This window comes from Salipiger sp. PrR002 (genome assembly GCF_010500775.1).
GTDB lineage: Bacteria > Pseudomonadota > Alphaproteobacteria > Rhodobacterales > Rhodobacteraceae > Salipiger.
Genome location: NZ_JAAGOU010000031.1, coordinates 1 through 18179, shown reverse-complemented (window position 1 = coordinate 18179; position 18179 = coordinate 1). Strand labels below are relative to the sequence as shown.

18 protein-coding genes and 1 riboswitch are annotated in these 18179 nt (G+C 68.0%); of the genes, 12 read left to right on the top strand and 6 right to left on the bottom strand.

What is annotated here, in order from left to right:
* Window positions 1-104 precede the first annotated feature (104 nt).
* On the top strand, window positions 105-620 hold the full coding sequence (locus tag G0A00_RS21315) for a cell wall hydrolase (protein ID WP_164182873.1): 516 nt from the start codon (window positions 105-107) through the stop codon (window positions 618-620).
* A gap of 255 nt (window positions 621-875) precedes the next feature.
* Here G0A00_RS21315 and G0A00_RS21310 read toward each other — a convergent pair whose 3' ends face one another.
* The gene (locus G0A00_RS21310; RefSeq protein WP_164214277.1) at window positions 876-1676 is read right to left on the bottom strand and encodes a class I SAM-dependent methyltransferase; all 801 of its coding nucleotides are present in this window, start codon (window positions 1674-1676) and stop codon (window positions 876-878) included.
* Window positions 1677-1865: 189 nt separating this feature from the next.
* On the opposite strand from G0A00_RS21310, the gene G0A00_RS21305 reads away from it, so the two are divergent.
* The 3 genes from G0A00_RS21305 (at window position 1866) to G0A00_RS21295 (ending at window position 6020) form a co-directional block, all read left to right on the top strand.
* Entirely contained in the window at window positions 1866-2297 is a 432-nt protein-coding gene (locus G0A00_RS21305; RefSeq protein ID WP_164182891.1) for an SRPBCC domain-containing protein, read from the top strand.
* A gap of 268 nt (window positions 2298-2565) precedes the next feature.
* Window positions 2566-3768 (top strand): hypothetical protein, encoded by a 1203-nt coding sequence (locus G0A00_RS21300; RefSeq protein WP_164182892.1) that lies wholly within the window; start codon window positions 2566-2568, stop codon window positions 3766-3768.
* A gap of 191 nt (window positions 3769-3959) precedes the next feature.
* Window positions 3960-6020: an ATP-dependent helicase gene (locus tag G0A00_RS21295; RefSeq protein ID WP_164182893.1), complete on the top strand. Its 2061-nt coding sequence runs from the start codon at window positions 3960-3962 to the stop codon at window positions 6018-6020.
* Window positions 6021-6027: 7 nt separating this feature from the next.
* Here the strand turns inward: G0A00_RS21295 and G0A00_RS21290 are convergent, their stop codons facing one another.
* From G0A00_RS21290 to G0A00_RS21270, 5 genes are read right to left on the bottom strand one after another with little or no spacing between them, the layout of a single operon-like run.
* Window positions 6028-6990, bottom strand: coding sequence for a HesA/MoeB/ThiF family protein (locus G0A00_RS21290; protein WP_164182894.1), 963 nt, complete (start codon window positions 6988-6990; stop codon window positions 6028-6030).
* Window positions 6987-7595, bottom strand: coding sequence for a thiamine phosphate synthase (locus G0A00_RS21285; protein ID WP_203595471.1), 609 nt, complete (start codon window positions 7593-7595; stop codon window positions 6987-6989). The genes G0A00_RS21290 and G0A00_RS21285 overlap by 4 nt, the downstream gene beginning before the upstream one ends.
* Window positions 7595-8353 (bottom strand): thiazole synthase, encoded by a 759-nt coding sequence (locus G0A00_RS21280; RefSeq protein WP_164182896.1) that lies wholly within the window; start codon window positions 8351-8353, stop codon window positions 7595-7597. The genes G0A00_RS21285 and G0A00_RS21280 overlap by 1 nt, the downstream gene beginning before the upstream one ends.
* Before the next feature lie 3 nt (window positions 8354-8356).
* Entirely contained in the window at window positions 8357-8554 is a 198-nt protein-coding gene (gene thiS / locus G0A00_RS21275) for a sulfur carrier protein ThiS (protein ID WP_164182897.1), read from the bottom strand.
* On the bottom strand, window positions 8544-9494 hold the full coding sequence (locus G0A00_RS21270; RefSeq protein WP_164182899.1) for an FAD-dependent oxidoreductase: 951 nt from the start codon (window positions 9492-9494) through the stop codon (window positions 8544-8546). The genes thiS and G0A00_RS21270 overlap by 11 nt, the downstream gene beginning before the upstream one ends.
* Window positions 9495-9650: 156 nt before the next feature.
* Window positions 9651-9777: riboswitch (TPP riboswitch) on the bottom strand.
* A gap of 175 nt (window positions 9778-9952) precedes the next feature.
* Between G0A00_RS21270 and nadA the strand changes: the two genes are divergently transcribed.
* The 8 genes from nadA (at window position 9953) to G0A00_RS21230 (ending at window position 18096) form a co-directional block, all read left to right on the top strand.
* Window positions 9953-11005, top strand: a complete 1053-nt coding sequence (gene nadA, locus G0A00_RS21265) for a quinolinate synthase NadA (RefSeq protein ID WP_164182901.1) — start codon at window positions 9953-9955, stop codon at window positions 11003-11005.
* Window positions 11006-11009: 4 nt separating this feature from the next.
* A complete protein-coding gene (locus tag G0A00_RS21260) occupies window positions 11010-12581 on the top strand; it encodes an L-aspartate oxidase (RefSeq protein ID WP_164182903.1) in 1572 nt (523 codons plus the stop codon).
* Complete coding sequence (nadC, locus tag G0A00_RS21255; protein WP_164182905.1) at window positions 12581-13429, top strand: carboxylating nicotinate-nucleotide diphosphorylase; 849 nt, start codon at window positions 12581-12583, stop codon at window positions 13427-13429. The genes G0A00_RS21260 and nadC overlap by 1 nt, the downstream gene beginning before the upstream one ends.
* A 134-nt stretch (window positions 13430-13563) precedes the next feature.
* Window positions 13564-14502 (top strand): DnaJ C-terminal domain-containing protein, encoded by a 939-nt coding sequence (locus tag G0A00_RS21250; RefSeq protein WP_164182907.1) that lies wholly within the window; start codon window positions 13564-13566, stop codon window positions 14500-14502.
* Entirely contained in the window at window positions 14499-14828 is a 330-nt protein-coding gene (locus G0A00_RS21245; protein WP_066111632.1) for a chaperone modulator CbpM, read from the top strand. The genes G0A00_RS21250 and G0A00_RS21245 overlap by 4 nt, the downstream gene beginning before the upstream one ends.
* Window positions 14829-15103: 275 nt before the next feature.
* Window positions 15104-16087 (top strand): TRAP transporter substrate-binding protein, encoded by a 984-nt coding sequence (locus G0A00_RS21240; RefSeq protein ID WP_164182909.1) that lies wholly within the window; start codon window positions 15104-15106, stop codon window positions 16085-16087.
* A 79-nt stretch (window positions 16088-16166) separates the two neighbouring features.
* Window positions 16167-16748, top strand: a complete 582-nt coding sequence (locus G0A00_RS21235; protein WP_164182911.1) for a TRAP transporter small permease subunit — start codon at window positions 16167-16169, stop codon at window positions 16746-16748.
* A gap of 49 nt (window positions 16749-16797) precedes the next feature.
* Window positions 16798-18096, top strand: coding sequence for a TRAP transporter large permease (locus G0A00_RS21230; protein ID WP_164182913.1), 1299 nt, complete (start codon window positions 16798-16800; stop codon window positions 18094-18096).
* The last annotated feature ends 83 nt before the right edge of the window (window positions 18097-18179 follow it).

Sequence of the window (18179 nt, the reverse complement as noted above, 5' to 3'; positions counted from 1 at the left end):
GCCGCGCGATGATCCCCACCACAGCAGAAGCATTGATCCCTCCCGCCAAGGCCCGTTAGGCTTTCCTATGAACAAGCCGCGTCAAAGGCTGGAGGCAGAGCAGAATGAAAGCGACACGAACCATTGGACCTGCCCTTCTGATGGGGACGGCGCTTCTCATGCTTGCGGCCTGCGGCGGAGGGCGGCGGTCGCACACTCCCGGAGAACTGGAATGCATGGAACGCGCCATGTACTTCGAGTCGATCCGCTCCAGCCGCGACGGCATGATCGCCGTCGGCAGCGTGGTGATGAACCGTGTGGCCTCGAGCGATTTTCCCGGCTCGGTCTGCGGCGTGGTCGGGCAGAAGAACCAATTCGCCCCCGGCGTCATGACCCGCGAGATGAGCGGCTCTTCGATGCTGGCGGTGCGCGAAGCGGCGCTGTCGGTACTGCAGGGAGAACGCCACCCGCTGATCGGCAACGCGCAGTTCTTTCACGCGGCGAGTTACCGGGCCTCCTACAACAACATGCATTACGTGCTCACCACCGGGGGCAACGCCTTTTACGAAAAGCGCCGCCCCGAGTTCGTGACGCGCCCGAACCCGCCGGGGGCACTGGAAGGCATCACCGCGCGCCTTTGACTGCGCCCGCCACGTTTCCGAATACAATTGAAACACCGACGGGCATCGGGCCGGCATCGGGGTGAAACGCAATCGGCGCAGGGTTTGAGTGTCGAAACACTTCCCAGAAAGGCCGATCCGATGAGCCCCCAAAAGACCCCCACGCGCCGCCCGCAACCGCACCCCGGCCCGCGCATGCCGCAGACATGGCGCTTCACCGACTGGGCGTCGATCTGACGGCGCTCAGTACGCCCCCAGGCCGCCCTCAGCCCACCCTCAGACCCTGGCCACGGCAAAGAACGCAGGCGCGTCGAAGGACACCGTGCCATCGCTGTTGCGGTATTTGCCCAGCCTCTCCTCCGCCGCCTTTTCCAAAGATCGCATGACCTCCGGCGTCGCCATATCGGCAAGCGTCCAGCCACCGATCTCGGTGTCGAGCCATGTCTTCAGTGACCTATGGCGCACCTGCCCGGTCTTGTGGATGATCTCGGCACCGCCCAGCCCCGCTTGCTCAAGCAGCGCTGCAAGCGCCGTCTCATCGCCAAGGCAGAACGGCACCTTGAGCGCCTCGCCCGCCTCGGGGCCCATCACCTCCTGAAGCAGCGGGATGAGGTCGTTGTATCCCGGCGATTTCTCCCACGCCTCAAAGACCGCCACGGCGACGCGCCCTCCCGGGCGGCAGACCCGTGCCATCTCGCGCAGCGCAGCCACGCGGTCCTGCAGGAACATCAGCGCGAATTGGCAGGTCACCGCGTCGAAACTGTCGTCAGCGAAGGGCAGCGCCTCTGCCGCTGCATGCTGAAAATCTATATGCGGCTCAATCTCGCGCGCCACGGTGAGCATGCCCTCGTTGATGTCCACCGCCGAGACGCTGGCCCCGCGCTTGAGCGCCGCGCGCGCGACCACCCCGGTGCCCGTGGCCACGTCCAGCAGCCTGCCCCCGCCGTGCAGCCCGGCGGCCTCCACCAGCCACGGCCCGAACTGTCCAAAAAGCGCGGGAACGAAAAACGCCTCATACACGCGGGCCGCCTCAGCCGAGATTTGCCCCGTTTCTGCGTCTACCTCCGACTTGCCCATGACCTCCTCCTGTCGTTCGAGCATCGGTGCGCGCAGTATAGCACGGACAGCCCCAAAGCCGCGCCCGCGCAGCTCTCCGCCAAGGCAGCAGGGCAGACCCTCGTCGCCATTCCTTTGACCTTCGGCGCGTGGCAGGCTGACAGGCGCGCGCTTGATGCCGCATGTCTTTGCCCGAAAGGCTCTTTCACCATGTCCCAGCCCGAGATGATCACCGTGGAAACCACGGTCGCCTGCTCTCCCGCCGAAGCCTGGCACGCGTTCACGACGCCCGAGGCGATCATGGCGTGGAACTTTGCCTCGCCCGATTGGCACTGCCCTGCGGCGCGCGTGGACCTGCGAGTCGGTGGCAAGCATTGGGCGCGGATGGAGGCGAAAGACGGGTCGTTTGGCTTTGACCTCACCGCCACCTATGAGGCGGTCGACCCGCCGCATGTGCTGGCGCTGCGGCTCGACGATGGCCGCCTCGCCCGCACGGTGTTTGAGCCGGGGCCGGGTGGCACCGAGGTGACCACCCAGTTTGATCCCGACCCCGAGGCTTCGGTCGAGATGCAACAGGGCGGCTGGCAGGCGATCCTCGACAATTACAAGCGCTACGCCGAGGCGAAGACGCCGAAGACCTGAGGGGGTCCGCCCCCAAGACAGAGCACCTGACAGCCCAGCCGACAGCCTGCCAAACGGCGGAAAACCGCCCCTAGCACCGCCCCAAAGCCACGCCTGTAGACTGGGACGCGCTCTTCGCTAAGTCTCTGTGTCCGCAGGAAAGCAGCTGGGGTTCCCTTTCGGCATCCTGCGATTGTTGAAGGTCCGCCCCATTCACGCCCCGATAAGCGGGCATTGGGGAGGTGGCGCCGCTTGTCTTGCGGCGCCGAAAGACGGCAGGGAGGACGTGATGTTCGGAATTTTCAAAGTGGGCGTCTCGGCGCTGGTGCTCTCGACATGTGTGGTCGCGCCGGTCGCGACCCTCGCAACGGTGGGCGCGGCGCATGCGAAGAACAATGGCAACGGCAAAGGCGGCGAGAAGGGCAACTCCGGCAAGGGCAAAGCCAACGGCCACAGCAAGGCCAAGTCCAATGGCGGCGGCAACAAGGGCGGCACCAGCAACGGACGGCAGACCAGCGCGCACCTCGGCAAAGCCATCCGCGATGATTTCAGGTCGCTCGGTCAGAGCCTGAGGAAGAGCGCGCTTGGAGACCTGCTCGGGGTGACCGGCAGCCGCGGCGCGCAACGCACAGCCACCGTCCAGCGGCAGGCCCCGAAAGCGCAGCGGGTGTCGCTGTCCCCCACCCGATCCGCCCCGGAACGCTCGATGCGCCCGCCACTGCAGCGCACGGCGCTGCGCGAAACCCCGGAACTGGCCGAAGACTACGATGCCCTGCATCCGCGCAACCTCGGCAAGCTCAACGGCGCGCTCAACTCCAGCCCGCAGGCCAAGGCGGCGCATATCGCCAATGGAACCTATGCCACCGGCAGCGGTCCGGTGAGCCTTGCCGCCGCGCTGGCGGTCGCCGACCATAACCTCATAGAAGCCGCCAATGCGCTCGAAACCTACGACGCGGCGCAGCGCACGCTCGATCTGGCCGATGCCTTCGCCTTGGTCGAGAACCGCCCGACCGAGGCGGAGCGGGCCGTGGCCCTTGCGACGCTGGAAGACCCCGAGGCGACCGAAGCCGAAAAGCTCGCGGCGCAGGACGTGCTCGATTATCCCGATACCACCGCCGCCGAGGCCGAGATCGCCGGGCTGGACCGCCCAAGCGCGCGAGACCTGTACGACGCTCAGGAGGTGATCGACGCGGGCATTCCCGAAGAGCACGACCTGACCAATGCGGCCAATTCGGTCGCCGACGCGGAAACCGCTGTGCTCGCCGCCTATAAGGACATCCTGCCTGCGGAATACGAAGGAGATGTGCTGAGCGCGGTGCGGGCCTCCAATCCCGACGATGACACCGTCGCCGCCGCGCTGCAGGGCACTGCGCCGCTGAACCCGGACGCACTTGAGGAGGCCGAGCACTACGAGGCGGAGCGTTACGAAGACGCCGAGCTTTACGACGACGAAACCGTTTTGCTGGTGCCGTCCGACCGATACGCCGACTGATCCCCAAAGCCAGATGACGCGCCGGGCTCTGTCCCGGCGCGCCCCGCGCTTCTGCTCTGCTACCCGCCCCATCCAAGACGTCCCGAGACTTCAAAGTTCCCTTTATGTTCTGAATTCGTTATTCTGCCCTGACAGAACGTTGCCGCAAGGCAGGATCGGGCAAGATCGGGCAAGGCAGAACCGGGCAGGACATGGCACAGGCAGACACTCTTCAGAACCCTCTCGCGGCGCTGAACGACGCGCAGCGCGCCGCCGCCACCTTCGGCATCGCCCCCGGCGACACGCGCGCCGGGCCGCCGCTGCTGGTGATCGCGGGCGCGGGCTCTGGCAAAACCAGCACGCTGGCGCACCGCGTGGCGCATCTGCTCCTGAACGGCGCCGATCCGCAGCGCATCCTTCTGATGACCTTCTCGCGCCGCGCCGCCACCGAACTGACCCGCCGGGTCGAGGCGATCACCACCCGCGCCATGGGCACCGCCATCGTCGCCGAGGCGCTGACATGGGCGGGCACCTTCCACGCCATCGGCGCGCGGTTGCTGCGCGAGCATGCGCCCGCGATCGGGCTGAACCCCGAGTTCTCGATCCACGACCGCGAGGACAGCGCCGACCTGATGAACCTCTGCCGCAACGCCCTCGGCTTTTCACAGGCCGAAAAGCGCTTTCCGGCCAAGGGCACATGCCTTGCGATCTATTCGCGCGCGGTGAATGCGGGCGCGCCGCTGGAGGAGGTGCTGCGCGACCACTTCCCGTGGTGCGCCATGTGGGAAGACGAGCTGAAACGTCTCTTCGGCGCCTATGTCCGAGCCAAGCAAGAGCAGAACGTGCTCGACTATGACGACCTCTTGCTGGCCTGGGCGCAGGTGATGTCGGACGCCGAGTTTGCCGCGCATATCGGCAGCGCGTGGGACCATGTGCTGATCGACGAGTATCAGGACACCAACCGCCTGCAGGCGCGCATCCTCATGGCGCTGAAACCCGATGGCCGCGGGCTGACCGTGGTGGGCGACGATGCGCAATCGATCTATGCCTTCCGCGCCGCGACCGTGCGCAACATCCTCGACTTCCCCGCCGCCTTCACGCCGCCCGCCGATGTCATCACGCTTGACCGCAACTACCGCTCGACCGTGCCCATCCTGGAGGCCGCCAACGCGGTGATCGGTGAGGCCCGCGAGCGCTTTACCAAGAACCTCTGGACCACCCGCGCCTCTGCCGAGAAACCGCGGCTCGTCACGGTGAACACCGAGGCCGATCAGGCGCGCTATATGGTGGACCGCATCCTTGCGGACCGCGAGACCGGCACCACGCTGAAACAGCAGGCGGTGCTCTTCCGCACCTCCAGCCATTCGGTGCAGCTCGAGGCCGAGCTGACCCGCCGCAATGTGCCTTACGTGAAATTCGGCGGGCTGAAGTTCCTCGACAGCGCCCATGTGAAGGACCTGCTGTCGGTGCTGCGCCTCGCCCGCAATCCGCGCGACCGGGTGGCGGGGTTCCGGGTGCTGCAACTGATCCCCGGCATCGGGCCAAAGTCGGCGGCGAACATTCTGGACGCGCTCGATCTTGCGCCCGATCCCGCCGCCGCGCTGAACGATGTCGCCCCGCCCGCCAAAGCCGAGGCCGACTGGCCCGGTTTCGTCACCGCGATGACCACCCGCGCGCCATGGCCCGCCGCCATCGGCCTTGCCCGCGCATGGTACGAGCCGCATCTGGAGCGCATCCACGAGGATGCCGACACCCGCCGCAACGACCTGCTGCAGCTTGAGCAAATCGCCGCGGGCTACCCTTCGGCCGAAGCCTTCCTGACCGAGCTGACCCTCGATCCGCCCGATGCCACCTCGGACCGCTCGGGCGTGCCACTCAAGGACGAGGATTATCTCATCCTCTCGACCATCCATTCGGCCAAAGGGCAGGAGTGGAAATCGGTCTATCTGCTCAACGCCGTCGACGGCTGCATCCCCTCGGACCTCGGCACCGGCACCACGCAGGACCTCGAGGAAGAGCGCCGCCTGCTCTATGTCGCGATGACCCGCGCCAAGGACCGGCTGACGCTGGGCCTGCCGCTGCGGTTCTACGTCACGCAGCAGCGGCGCGGCGGTGACCGGCATGTCTATGCCACGCGCACCCGCTTCATCACCCGCGAGATGCTGGAGCATTTCGACAGCGCCCATTGGTCGCCCGCGCCGCAGCCCGGCGCGGCGGCTCCGGCACCGGGCCGGATCGACGTCGCCGCCAAGATGCGCGACATGTGGGGCTGAGCAAGGCTCAGCCCGCCGCCGCGATCACCACGTCACGCGCCCCCTCGCGCAGCAACCCCTGCGCCGCGCGCCACGCCCGCAGGCCGCTTGCACAGACCAGCACGGTGCGACCCTTGGCGGCGACTACGCTGCGGCCAACCTCCTCCAGCGCCATTCTCTCGGCCCAAGGCACCGGCAGGTGGGGCGCCTCGTCAGGGCCGCGAAGGTCGATCACCCGGTCGCGCTCGGTCAGGTCGCAAAGCGCGACCACCTTCGGACCGGCCACCTCCGGCTCGGGCGCGCCATCGAAGCGAAACCCAGCCGGCCGCCACGCCCCGGCATCCAGCGTCAGCATCTGCCCCAAAGGCGAAGGCACATGCCCAAGCAGCACCGCCAGCGCCATTTGCGCCTGCAACGCGCCGAGCGCCGCCACCACCGGCCCCATCACCCCCGCCGAGGCGCAGCTCTGCACCCGGCCGGGCAGGTCGGGAAACACCGCGCGATAGCTTGGCGCTCCGCCGCAAAAGCCCCCCACATAGCCCGAGGTTCCGACCACCGAGGCGCTGATCAGCGGCAGATCCGCCGCAAGGCAAAGGTCCGACAGCGCGTAGGTCACCGCCACGCTGTCGGCGGCATCCACCACCAGATCGGCCGTTCTGATCTCTTCGCCCGCCAGCGCCGGGTCGAGCCGCGCCACCCGTGGCCGCGCCGTGCAGCCGGGGTTCAGCGCCGCGAGCCGCTCCGCCGCCACCTCGGCCTTGGGCCGCCCGAGGTCCGCCATGGCATAAAGCGTCTGGCGGTGCAGATTGCTTTCTTCCACCACGTCGGGATCGACGATGCGGATCGCGCCAACGCCCGCCCCGGCGAGCAGCGGCAGCAGCGCCGAGCCAAGCCCCCCGGCGCCGACAACCAGCACCCGCGCCGCGGCCAGCCGCGCCTGCCCCGCCGCACCGACACCGGGCAGGCAGATTTGCCGCGCGTAACGGCTCATGCGAGCACCTTGCGCGTCGCGGCGATCCACTCGCGGCAGCGCGCCTCGGGGTCCGCGGCCTGCTGAATGTCGGTGACCACCGCCGCGCTGTCCGCCCCAGCGGCAAAGAGGTCCGGCAGGCGCTGAGGCGTCAGCCCGCCGATGCCCACCAGCGGCACATCGCCCGCGCGGCGCTTCCAAGCACGCACCCGGTCCAGCCCCTGCGGGCCCCATTTCATCTTCTTGAGCAGCGTCGGATAGACCGGTCCCAGCGCCACATAGGCCGGATCCAGCGCCAACGCGCGCTCAAGCTCGGCCTCATCATGGGTCGACAGGCCAAAGCGCATATTCGCGCGGCGCAGCGCGGCGAAATCGGCACCGTCCATATCCTCTTGCCCCAGATGAACGAAACGGCAGCGCAGGTCGAGCGCGAGGCGCCAGTGATCGTTGACCACAAGCTGCGCGCCATGCACGGCGCAAAGGTCGCGGGCACGGGCGATCTGCCGCCGCAGTTCTTTCTCGGGCAGGTCCTTGAGCCGCAGCTGCACCAGTTTGACCCCCTGCGGGACCAGCAGTTCGAGCCGGTTCACATGGCCGGTGATCAGGTAAAAGCGATCGAGCCCCATCATGCCAGATCCGCCATGCCGAAGATCGGCGTCGAGGCCTCGGCCATGTCGCGGCGCGGCATCAGCCCCGCCTCATACGCCAGCCGCCCCGCGTGAACCGCCTGACCAAAAGCCCGCGCCATGCCCACCGGGTCCAGCGCCTTGGCCACGGCGGTGTTCAGCAGCACCGCGTCGAAGCCCATTTCCATCGCCTCCATCGCTTGGCTCGGCGCGCCGATCCCGGCGTCGATGACCAGCGGCACGCCCTTGAAATGCGCCCGCATGCTCCGCAGCGCCTCGCGGTGCCGCAGCCCCTGCCCCGAGCCGATCGGCGCCCCCCAAGGCATCAGCACCTCGCAGCCCGCCTCCAGCAGCTTCTCGCCCACGATCAGATCCTCGGTGGTATAGGGGAACACCTCGAACCCCTCAGCACAGAGGATGCGCGCCGCCTCGACCAGCGCGAAGGGATCGGGCTGCAGCGTGTCGGCATGGCCGATCACCTCGAGCTTGATCCAATTGGTCCCGAAGATCTCGCGCGCCATCTGCGCCGTGGTCACCGCCTCGCGCGCGGTATGACAGCCCGCGGTGTTGGGCAGCAGGCGGCAGCCGGTGCCCGTGAGCAGATCGCGGAACGCAGCGCCGCCCGCCCCCTCGCGCCGCAACGACACGGTGATCACCCCGGCGCCCGAGGCCGACACCGCCTCTGCCAGCACCGCCGGTGAAGGGTATTGCGCCGTGCCCAGCATCAGCCGCGACGGCAGGTCAACGCCATAAAACATCGCTCAGCCCCCCTGCATCGGCGACAGAACTTCGACCTTCGCGCCCTCGCTCAGCGGCGTTGCGGCGCGCAGCCCGCGCGGCACGAAGGCCCCGTCGAGCGCGGTGGCGACACTGCCTGCGTCCACGCCCTGTTCGGCCAGAAGCCCCTCCAGCGTCTTGGCAGTCGTGGCCAGCCTCTGGCCGTTGAGATCAATTTGCATGGGTCTTCTCCCTTTGCGCCACGATCTCATCCGCCAGATCCTCGGCAAGGACCGGCGCCATAAGAAACCCGTGGCGATACATACCGTTGAGATGAATGCGTCCCGGCGTGCGGCGCAGCGCCGGAAGATTGTCGGGGAACGCCGGGCGCAGCCCCGCCCCCGCCGAGATCAGCGCCGCATCGGCAAAGCCGGGGTGCACCGTGTAGGCCGCCGACAGCAGTTCCATCACCGCGCGGGCGGTGACCGGGCCGGGGTCCGCGCTTTCGATCATCGTCGCACCGATCATGTAGCGCCCCGCGGCGCGCGGCACGATGTAGCAGGCAAAGCGCGGGTGCAGCAGCCGAATGGTGCGGGTCAGCCGCACGCCGGGTGCATGAAGCTCCAGCATCTCGCCCCGCACCGCGCGCAGATCGGGCAAACGGTCCCGCGCCGCCATACCCCGGCAATCCACGATGCGCCCCGAGGGCGCGCCGCCATGCCTCCGCACCCCGCGCGCGGCAAGCGCCGCGCGCAGATCCGCCATGGCCGCGCCCGGATCGAGATGCGCCTCTTCGGCAAAGAACAGCCCCGAGGCGAAGCGGCCCGAAAGCTCGGGTTCCAACGTGCCGGGATCGACGAGGGTCTGGCCGGTGGTGGCGCGGGCAAAGCGGGTCAGCTCCGCCCGGTCGCGCGGCGGGGCGAGGACCAGCGTGCCGCTCTGGCGAAAGCTCGCCGTGCGTGCCCGCCACCAGCCAAGCGCCGCCTGTCCGCGCCGGGTGATCTCGGGCGGGGCGCTCTCCCCCTCGCAGAAGGGTGCCAGCATCCCGCCCGCCAGCTTTGAGGCGGGTGGCGGCGCACCCTCGGGCACGATCAGCTCCACCTCAAGGCCGCGCTCGGCCAGCGCCAGCGCGGCGCAAAGCCCCGCTACACCGCCGCCAAGCACAGAAATCCTTTCGTCCATCGCGCGCTCCTCCTCACAAAGCCCCAAACCAAAGGACCCAAGCCAAAGACCCAAAGCCGAGGATGGACGGAGAAAGGGGCCACAGGCCCCGCGCATATGGATGCACAACAGGGCCCGATGGCCCGAAAGGACCACCCCGCGCGTGCTGCTTCGGAGAAGATTGCCCTTCGGTCTTCCTACGCCAGCGTCAACTGGGTCAGGTTCAAAGGGTCGCGTCACCGGGACGCCGCGGCGTCCCTGTCAGCCTCTCAGTCCCCATGGCGGGACTCCCCTGACGTTGGCCCGAGCATAGGCGCTGAGTGCCGCCGGTCAATCACCGAAATACGCCGCCTGTGCCCGGTCATCCGGCGCGGCTGCCTGCGACACAATGGTTCACTTTATCGCCCCGCCGCCTTGTCCTTAGGTCAGCTTGGGTCTAATGCCGGACGTCGGCACAAGACCCTGAGGAGGAGCAGGTCATGCTCGACCAGACCACCATCGCCGACACGCTCGGCCGCCATTACGACCTCGCACCCTCGCTCGAGGCGGCGGAACGGCTTGGCGATCTCTACGCCAGCATGAGCCGCGTCGTGACGCCCGCCGACTGGGCGATCCACGCCCCCTATGTCGAGGCGATCAACCGCCTGAAGAGAGAGCGCAACGCCGTCGTTCTGGCGCATAACTACATGACGCCGCAGATTTATCACGGCATCGCCGATGTCGTGGGCGACAGCCTGCAACTGGCGATCGAGGCCACCAAGGTGAAGGCCGATGTGATCGTGCAATGCGGTGTGCATTTCATGGCCGAGACCTCGAAGATCCTCAGCCCCGAGAAGACCGTGCTGATCCCCGATATGGACGCGGGCTGTTCGCTGGCCGAAAGCATCACCCCCGAGGGAATCGCCGAGATGCGCCGCCGCTATCCGGGCGCGCCGGTGGTCACCTATGTGAACACCTCCGCCGAGGTGAAGGCGGCGTCGGACATCTGCTGCACCTCGTCAAACGCCGCGCAGATCGTCGCCGCGCTCGACGCCGAGACGGTCATCATGACCCCCGACAAATACCTCGCGCAGAACGTCGCCAAGCAGGTGCCGCAAAAAAACATCGTCTGGTACGACGGCTCGTGCATCGTGCACGAACGCTTCACCGCCGCCGAGTTGCGCGACTTCCGCAGCTGGCAGCCCGACACCCGCATCATCGCCCACCCCGAATGCCCGCCCGACGTGGTGGCCGAGGCAGATTTCTCCGGCTCCACCGCCGGGATCATCGACTATGTGAACCGCGAGCAGCCGGGCAAGGCGATGCTGGTCACCGAATGCTCGATGGCCTCGAACATCTCGGACGCGCTGCCGGGCGTGGAGTTCGTCGGCCCGTGCAACATGTGCCCCTACATGAAGATGATCACCCTCGAGAAGGTGCTGTGGTCGCTGCACAGCATGGAGGGCGCGGTCGAGGTCGATCCCACCATCGCCGAAGGCGCGCGGCTGGCGGTGCAGCGGATGATCGATCTGTCGCAGCGCAGCGCTGCCTGAGCCCATGCAAGAGATATCCACCGGCCGGGTGGTGATCGTCGGCGCCGGTCTTGCGGCGCTCTACGCGGCGCTGGCGTTGGCGCCGCGCCCGGTGTTGCTGGTCTCGCCCGATCCGCTGGGCAGTGGCGCAAGCTCGGCGTGGGCGCAGGGTGGGGTCGCCGCCGCCATGGCGCAGCCCGACAGCCCCGAAGCCCATGCCGCCGACACGCTGCGCGCCGGGGCGGGCATCGTCGACGCGGAGGTGGCGCGCTCGGTCACCCGCGAGGCGCGGGACCATATCCTCACCCTCACCGATCTCGGCGCGCCCTTCGACCGCGACGCGGCGGGCGGCTACCTGCTGTCGCGCGAGGCCGCCCATGCCTTTGCCCGCGTGGTGCGGGTGCGCGGCGATCAGGCCGGGGCCGAGATCATGCGCGCGCTGGCCGCGCAGCTGCGGCAGACGCCTTCGGTGCAATTGCTCGAGGGCTGGCTCGCCACCGGGCTGCGCAGTGCGGCGGGGCGGGTCAGCGGCGTCGAACTGGCGCCCTCGGGCGGCGGCGCGCCCGTCGCCGTGACCGCTCCGGCGGTGCTCTTGGCGGGCGGCGGCTCTGGCGGGCTTTATGCGCTGACCACCAACCCCGCGCGCATCCGCGGGCAGGTTGCCGGGCTTGCCGCCCGCGCGGGCGCGGTGATGGCCGACATGGAGTTCGTGCAGTTCCACCCCACCGCCATGGACATCGGGCTCGATCCCGCGCCGCTGGCCACCGAGGCGCTGCGCGGCGAGGGGGCGGTGCTGATCAACCGGCTGGGCGAGCGCTTCATGGACGGGCAGCATCCCGATCGCGAACTGGCGCCGCGCGACGTGGTTGCCCGCGCGGTCTATGCCCAAAGCCGCGCCGGGCTGCGCCCCATGCTCGACACGCGCGCCGCGCTCGGCGAACGCATCCATCAGGAGTTTCCGGGCGTCGCCGCCGCCTGCGCCCGCGCCGGGATCGACCCGGCGCAGCAGCCCATCCCGGTGGCCGCCGCCGCGCATTACCATATGGGCGGCATCGAGACCGACGCCGCCGGGCGCAGTTCTCTGCGCGGGCTCTGGGCCTGCGGTGAGGTCGCCTCGACCGGCCTGCACGGCGCCAACCGTCTGGCCTCGAACGGGCTGCTGGAGGCGCTGGTCTACGCCCGCCGCTGCGCCACCGATATGGCCGCCGCGCTTGGCGAGGCGAGCGAGGCGACCGACGCGCCAGAGCTCATCCTGCCGCAGACCGGCCCCGCCGAGGTTCCCGACCCCGCTCTCGTCGCCCGGCTGCGCGCGGCGATGACGGCGGGTGCGGGGGTGATCCGCGACGCCTCGGGCCTTTCCGCCTGCCTGCGCGAGATCGCCGAGGTCGAGGCCGCGCAGCCGCATTGCACGGCGCTGCGCAACATGACCGCCACAGCAACGCTGATCGCTGCCGCCGCGCTGGCGCGGACCGAGAGCCGCGGCGCGCATTTCCGCTCGGACGCCACGCAAGCAACAACCGAGACCGGCTCCCGCAGCCGCATGACCCTGACGGAGGCCCTGCGCCTTCGCGATACGCTCCAGAAGGAACCCGCCTGATGTCCCTGCCCCCGCTGCCCGACATGATCCTCGACCCGCTGGTGCGCAGCGCGCTGATGGAGGATCTGGGCACTTATGGCGATCTGACCACCCGCACGGTGATCCCCGAGGGCACGCGCTACACCGCGCGGCTCTGCGCCCGCGAGCCGGGCGTGGTGTCGGGGATGCAGATCGCCCGCATGGCGTTTCACATGGTCGATCCTTCGCTGGTGCTGACCCAGCACAAGCTCGATGGCGATCCGATCACCCCCGGCGACGTGCTGATGGAGATCTCTGGCCCCGCCGCCTCGATCCTCTCTGCCGAGCGCGTCGCGCTGAACTTCGCGGGCCGTCTGTCGGGGGTCGCCACGATGACTGCGGCCTTCGTCGCCGAGACCCGCGGCACCGACACGCGCATCACCTGCACCCGGAAAACCACGCCCGGCCTGCGCCTCGTCGAGAAACAGGCGGTGCTGCACGGCGGCGGCTTCAACCACCGGTTCTCGCTGTCCGATGCCATTCTGGTGAAGGACAACCACATCGCCGCGGCGGGGGGCATCCGCCCGGTGCTGCAGGCGATCAAAGGGCAGGCCTCGCATATGGTGCGGGTGGAGATCGAGGTGGATACGCTCGATCAGCTGGCCGAAGTGCTGGACGAGGGCGGCGCCGACGTGGTGCTGCTCGACAATATGGACACGCCCACCCTGCGCGAGGCGGTGGCGATGACCGCGGAGCGGCTGGTCCTCGAAGCCTCGGGCAACATGAAGCTCGAGCGCATCGCCGAGGTCGCGGCCACCGGGGTCGATTACATCTCCTCGGGCGCGCTGACCCATTCGGTGTCGACCCTCGATCTCGGGCTCGATTTCTGACGGTGGCGGGGCGCGCCTGCCCCGCCTGCGCAGATCTGCACGCTGCGCCAGCGCCCTAGGGTGCGCACAGCTGTTGCGGCACGCGCCGGAAGGCGCTCTACTCGGAGCCAGCGGACTCACGGGTGGAGCGGCAGATGAGCGACAACCCCTACGACGTGCTTGGCGTGTCCAAGACCGCCAGCGCGGATGAGATCAAGAAGGCCTATCGCAAGATCGCGAAGGAGAGCCATCCCGACCTGCACCCCGGCGATGGGACGGCCGAGGCTCGGTTCAAGGCTGCGGGCGCGGCGTTCGAACTGCTCAAGGACCCGGAAAAGCGCGCCCGCTTCGACCGCGGCGAGATCGACGCCAGCGGGCAGGAACGCCCGCAGGAACGCCAGTTCTACCGCGATTTTGCCGAGCAGCCCAACAACCCTTACCGTCAGGGCCCACGCTATGAGGGCTTTGGCGACGAGGCCGACATCTTCGCCGAGTTCCTGCGGCGGCAGCGCGGCCACCCCGGCGAGGGCTACCAAGAGTACAGCTTCCGCGCCCGCGGCGCCGATGCGCAATACGCGCTGGAAGTGCCCTTCCTCGAGGCGGCCAACGGCGGCAGCATGCGCATCACGCTGCCCGGAGGCGGCAATCTTGAGGTTAAAATTCCCAAGGGCGTGGCCGATGGCACCACGCTGCGGCTGCGCGGCAAAGGCGGCCCCGGTCATGGCGGCGGTGCCCCCGGCGACGCCTATGTGACGCTGTCGGTCAAACCGCATGCGATCTTCACCCGCGACGGCGACGACATCGTAATCACCCTGCCGATCACCCTCTATGAGGCCGTGCTTGGAGCCAAGGTCGAGGCGCCGACGATTGCCGGGCCGGTCAAGGTGACGGTGCCCAAAGGGGCCAGCAGCGGACAGGTTCTGCGCCTGCGCGGGCGCGGCGTGGCGCGCGCGGGCCGCCCCGCCGGCGATCAACGGATCGAATTGCAGGTCGTCATGCCCAAGGAGGTGGACGCCGCATTGAGCCGCTTCATGGAAAGCTGGAGCCAAACCCACGCCTATGATCCGCGCAAAGACTGGAGGGCCAAGGCATGACCAGCGTCTTCTATTCCGAAGAAGAGGTGATCGCCGCCGTCGCGCGGCTCGACCGCACGCGTCTCAGCCGGTTTCTGCGGGCCGAGGTGATCGCGCCCGCCGAGACCGAGGGCAGAGCGGTCTATCGGCAGGTCGATGTCGCCCGGATGGAGCTGCTCTGCGATCTCTGCGACGATTTCGACCTGAACGACGATGCGCTTGGCCTCGTGATGCATCTCGTCGACCAGTTGCACGGCACGCGCAACGATCTGCGCGCCCTGATGCAGGCGCTTGGCGACGAGCCCGCAGAGGTCAAATCCCGCGTGCAGGGCCGACTCGCGCGCTGAGCCTCGCGCCCGCGTTCGCCAAAAACGCCGCAGTCCCCCTCTCCGCCTCGCGCTTCGGGGTGCAGCCCTTCTGCCGCAGCTGCCGCTGCGGCATTTGATTCAACCCGTCCATTTTTCGGACTATACTGCGCCAAAGTCGCCTAAATATTATGCACTTCATGTCTCGGGTGAGGTTTAATCGCTCACAGCCTTCCTTACGGATACAGGTGGTATACTGAAAGTCCGCAGATCGCGGTGAGCGGTCATCGTGAAAAACGCCAACAGGGGTTCTCTAAATGAAACATGGAATCGGCATCGCCATCGCCAGCTTGGGCATCACGCTGGGCTCGGCTGTCGCGGCACAGACAGCATGGGACATGTCCGTGGTCTGGCCGGAAGGCAACTTCCACACCAAGAACGCGATGACCTTCGCAGAGCAGGTCGCCGAAGCCACCGATGGCGACGTGCAGATCACCGTGCACTCGGGCGGCGCGCTTGGCATCAAGGGCCCCGAAGGCATGGCCGCCGTGCGTGACGGTCTGGTGCCGATCGCCGACATCCTGATGAGCCAGCAGGTCGGCGAGAACCCGGCGCTGGGTGTCGAAACCCTGCCCTACCTCGCTCCGACGCTTCCCGACCTCGCGCTGCTGCACAAGTTCTACCGCCCAATGGTCGAGGACATCGCCGAAGGCATGAACCAAAAGCTGCTCTACATGACCCCGTGGCCCGGTCAGGCGGTCTATTCGCCGAACAAGATCGAGACCATCGAGGATCTCAAGGGTCTGACCATCCGCGTCGTCGACGCCAATGGCGACGCCTTCTTCAACGCGCTCGGCGCCGCGCCGCTGCAGATGCCGTGGGGCGAAGTGGTTCCCTCGCTCGCCGCTGGCACCATCAAGGGCGTGACCACCTCGTCGTCGTCCGGCGTCGATGGCGCCTTCTGGGAGTTCATGGACAACATGAGCACCTTCAACTGGCAGGCCTCCTCGAACATCGTCACCGTGAACCTCGACGCGTGGAACGCGCTGGACGTCGAAGATCAGGAAGCGATCGAAGCAGTGGCCGCCTCGCTCGAGGGTGACTTCTGGCTGAACTCGGCCAATGAGGACGCCGCCAAGATCGCCACGCTCAAAGAGAACGGCATGACCGTCTCGGCCCCGTCCAAAGAGCTTCAGGCCGCGCTGATCGAGGCCGCCCGCCCGCTCTGGGACGCGTTCAAAGAGCGCGTGCCCGAAGCCGCGCCGGTGATCGACAACTATCTCGCCGTGCGCGGAGAGTGATCCAGCGGACCGGGCCCCGGCACAGGGGCCCGGTCCTGCATTCTGCCCCCAATAGAAGGCCGCAAGGATGGTGAACGCCATGGACAACAGTTCGGACAACAGCCTGAGCCAAAGCCCGGAACAGCCCCCCGCCTCGACACCCTCGGGGCGGTTTGGCGCGCTCATCGCGCCGATTGATGCCGTGACGCGCGCGGGCAACCTCATCGCCGGGCTCGCTCTGCTGGCGATCCTCGTGATGATCACCGCCGAGATCGTCTCGCGAAATCTCTTTGGAAGCTCGCTGCCCTTCTCTTGGGACTATTCAGCCTATGCCATGGGCGCCGCCTTCATGCTGGGCTCTGCCGACGCGCTGCGCCGGGGCGCGCATGTGCGCGTCACCGCCGTGCTGGAGAGCGTGCCGCGTCCGCTGTCGCGCCTGCTCGAGTTCGGCGCCTGCCTTGCGGGTCTTGCCGCCTGCGCCGCGCTCGCATGGGCGCTGAGCGAAATGGCATGGCTGTCGTTCCAGCGCGGCTCCACCTCCGCCACCGTCGTGCGCACGCCGCTGGTCTGGCCGCAGAGCCTCGTCGCGCTTGGCGCCATCGTCCTGACGCTGCAATGCGCGGCGCAGCTGCTGCGGCTGAGCCGCGGTGAACGGCTCGCCGAAGGCGCGGCGATCGAATGACCCTGCACACCGACGCACCCCACACAGACACTTCCCGAAAGGCGCCGCGATGACGCAAATTGCAACCTCCCTGGTGGGGATCATGGTCCTGCTGCTGGGCTCGGGCCTGTGGATCGGCCTTGGCCTCATTGCCACCGGCGTGGCGATGATCGCACTGTTCCGCCCGCAGATGCCCTTCCTGAAACTGCTCTCGCAGCAATCGTGGAACGTGCTCTCCTCGCCGGAACTGCTGGCGCTGCCGCTGTTCATCCTGATGGCCGAAGTGCTGTTCCGCACCAATATCTCGGCCTCGCTCTTCACCGGCCTCACCCCGTGGCTGCGCCGCGTGCCGGGGCGGCTGACCCATATCAACGTGCTGGGCTGCACGCTCTTCGCCTCGGTCTGCGGCTCGTCCGCTGCGACCACGGTGACGGTGGGACGGATCACTGCGGGCGAGCTGCTCAAGCGCGGCTACGACCGCGATCTGGTGATCGGCTCGCTGGCCGGCGCTGGCACGCTGGGGTTCCTGATCCCGCCTTCGACCATCATGATCATCTACGGCGTCATGGCCGAGGAATCGATCCTGCGCCTGTTCATGGCGGGCATCCTGCCCGGCGCGCTGCTGGCGGTGGCCTATATGGGCTACATCGGCATCCGCGCGAAACTCTCGCCCGAGACCATCGGCGAGGCCCCGCCCCCGTCGAGCCTGATGGACAAGCTGCGCGCGCTCACCGACCTTGGCCCGCTGCTGCTGCTGATCGTCTTCGTGATCGGCTCGATGTATGGCGGCATCGCCTCGCCCACCGAGGCCGCAGCCGCAGGTGTCATCGGCGCCATGGTCATCGGCTTCGCGCAGCGCAAACTTGACCTCAAGGGGCTGCTCGCCGCCGCCCGTCAGGCCGCCGAGAACAGCGCGATGATCGGCCTCATCATGGTCGGCGCCATGTTCCTGTCGACCGCCATCGGCTATCTCGGCCTGCCGCGCTACATCGCCGGGGTGATCAACGGCTGGGGCCTGTCGCCGCTGGCGCTGATCGCCGTGCTGCTGGTGTTCTACATCTTGCTCGGCATGGTGATGGAAGGGCTGGCGATCATCGTCATGACGCTGCCGATCACCCTGCCGCTGGTCGAGGCCGCGGGCTACGACAAGGTCTGGTTCGGCGTGTTCATCGTGATCGTCGTCGAGATGGCGCAGATCTCGCCGCCGGTGGGCTTCAACCTGACGGTTCTGCAACGCCTCACCGGCGACAGCATCGGCAAGATCACCCGCGCGACCATGCCGTTCTTCCTGATCATGGCGGCCTTCGTCTTCCTGATCGCGCTCTTTCCGCAGATCGTCAGCATCGTGCCGGACCTGATGCGGGGCTAAGGCCCCGCAGCCACCCCTCACGAACCCTCCGCGCATGAAAAAGCCCCCGGCCATCTGGCCGGGGGCTATTCGCTTCAGGGACT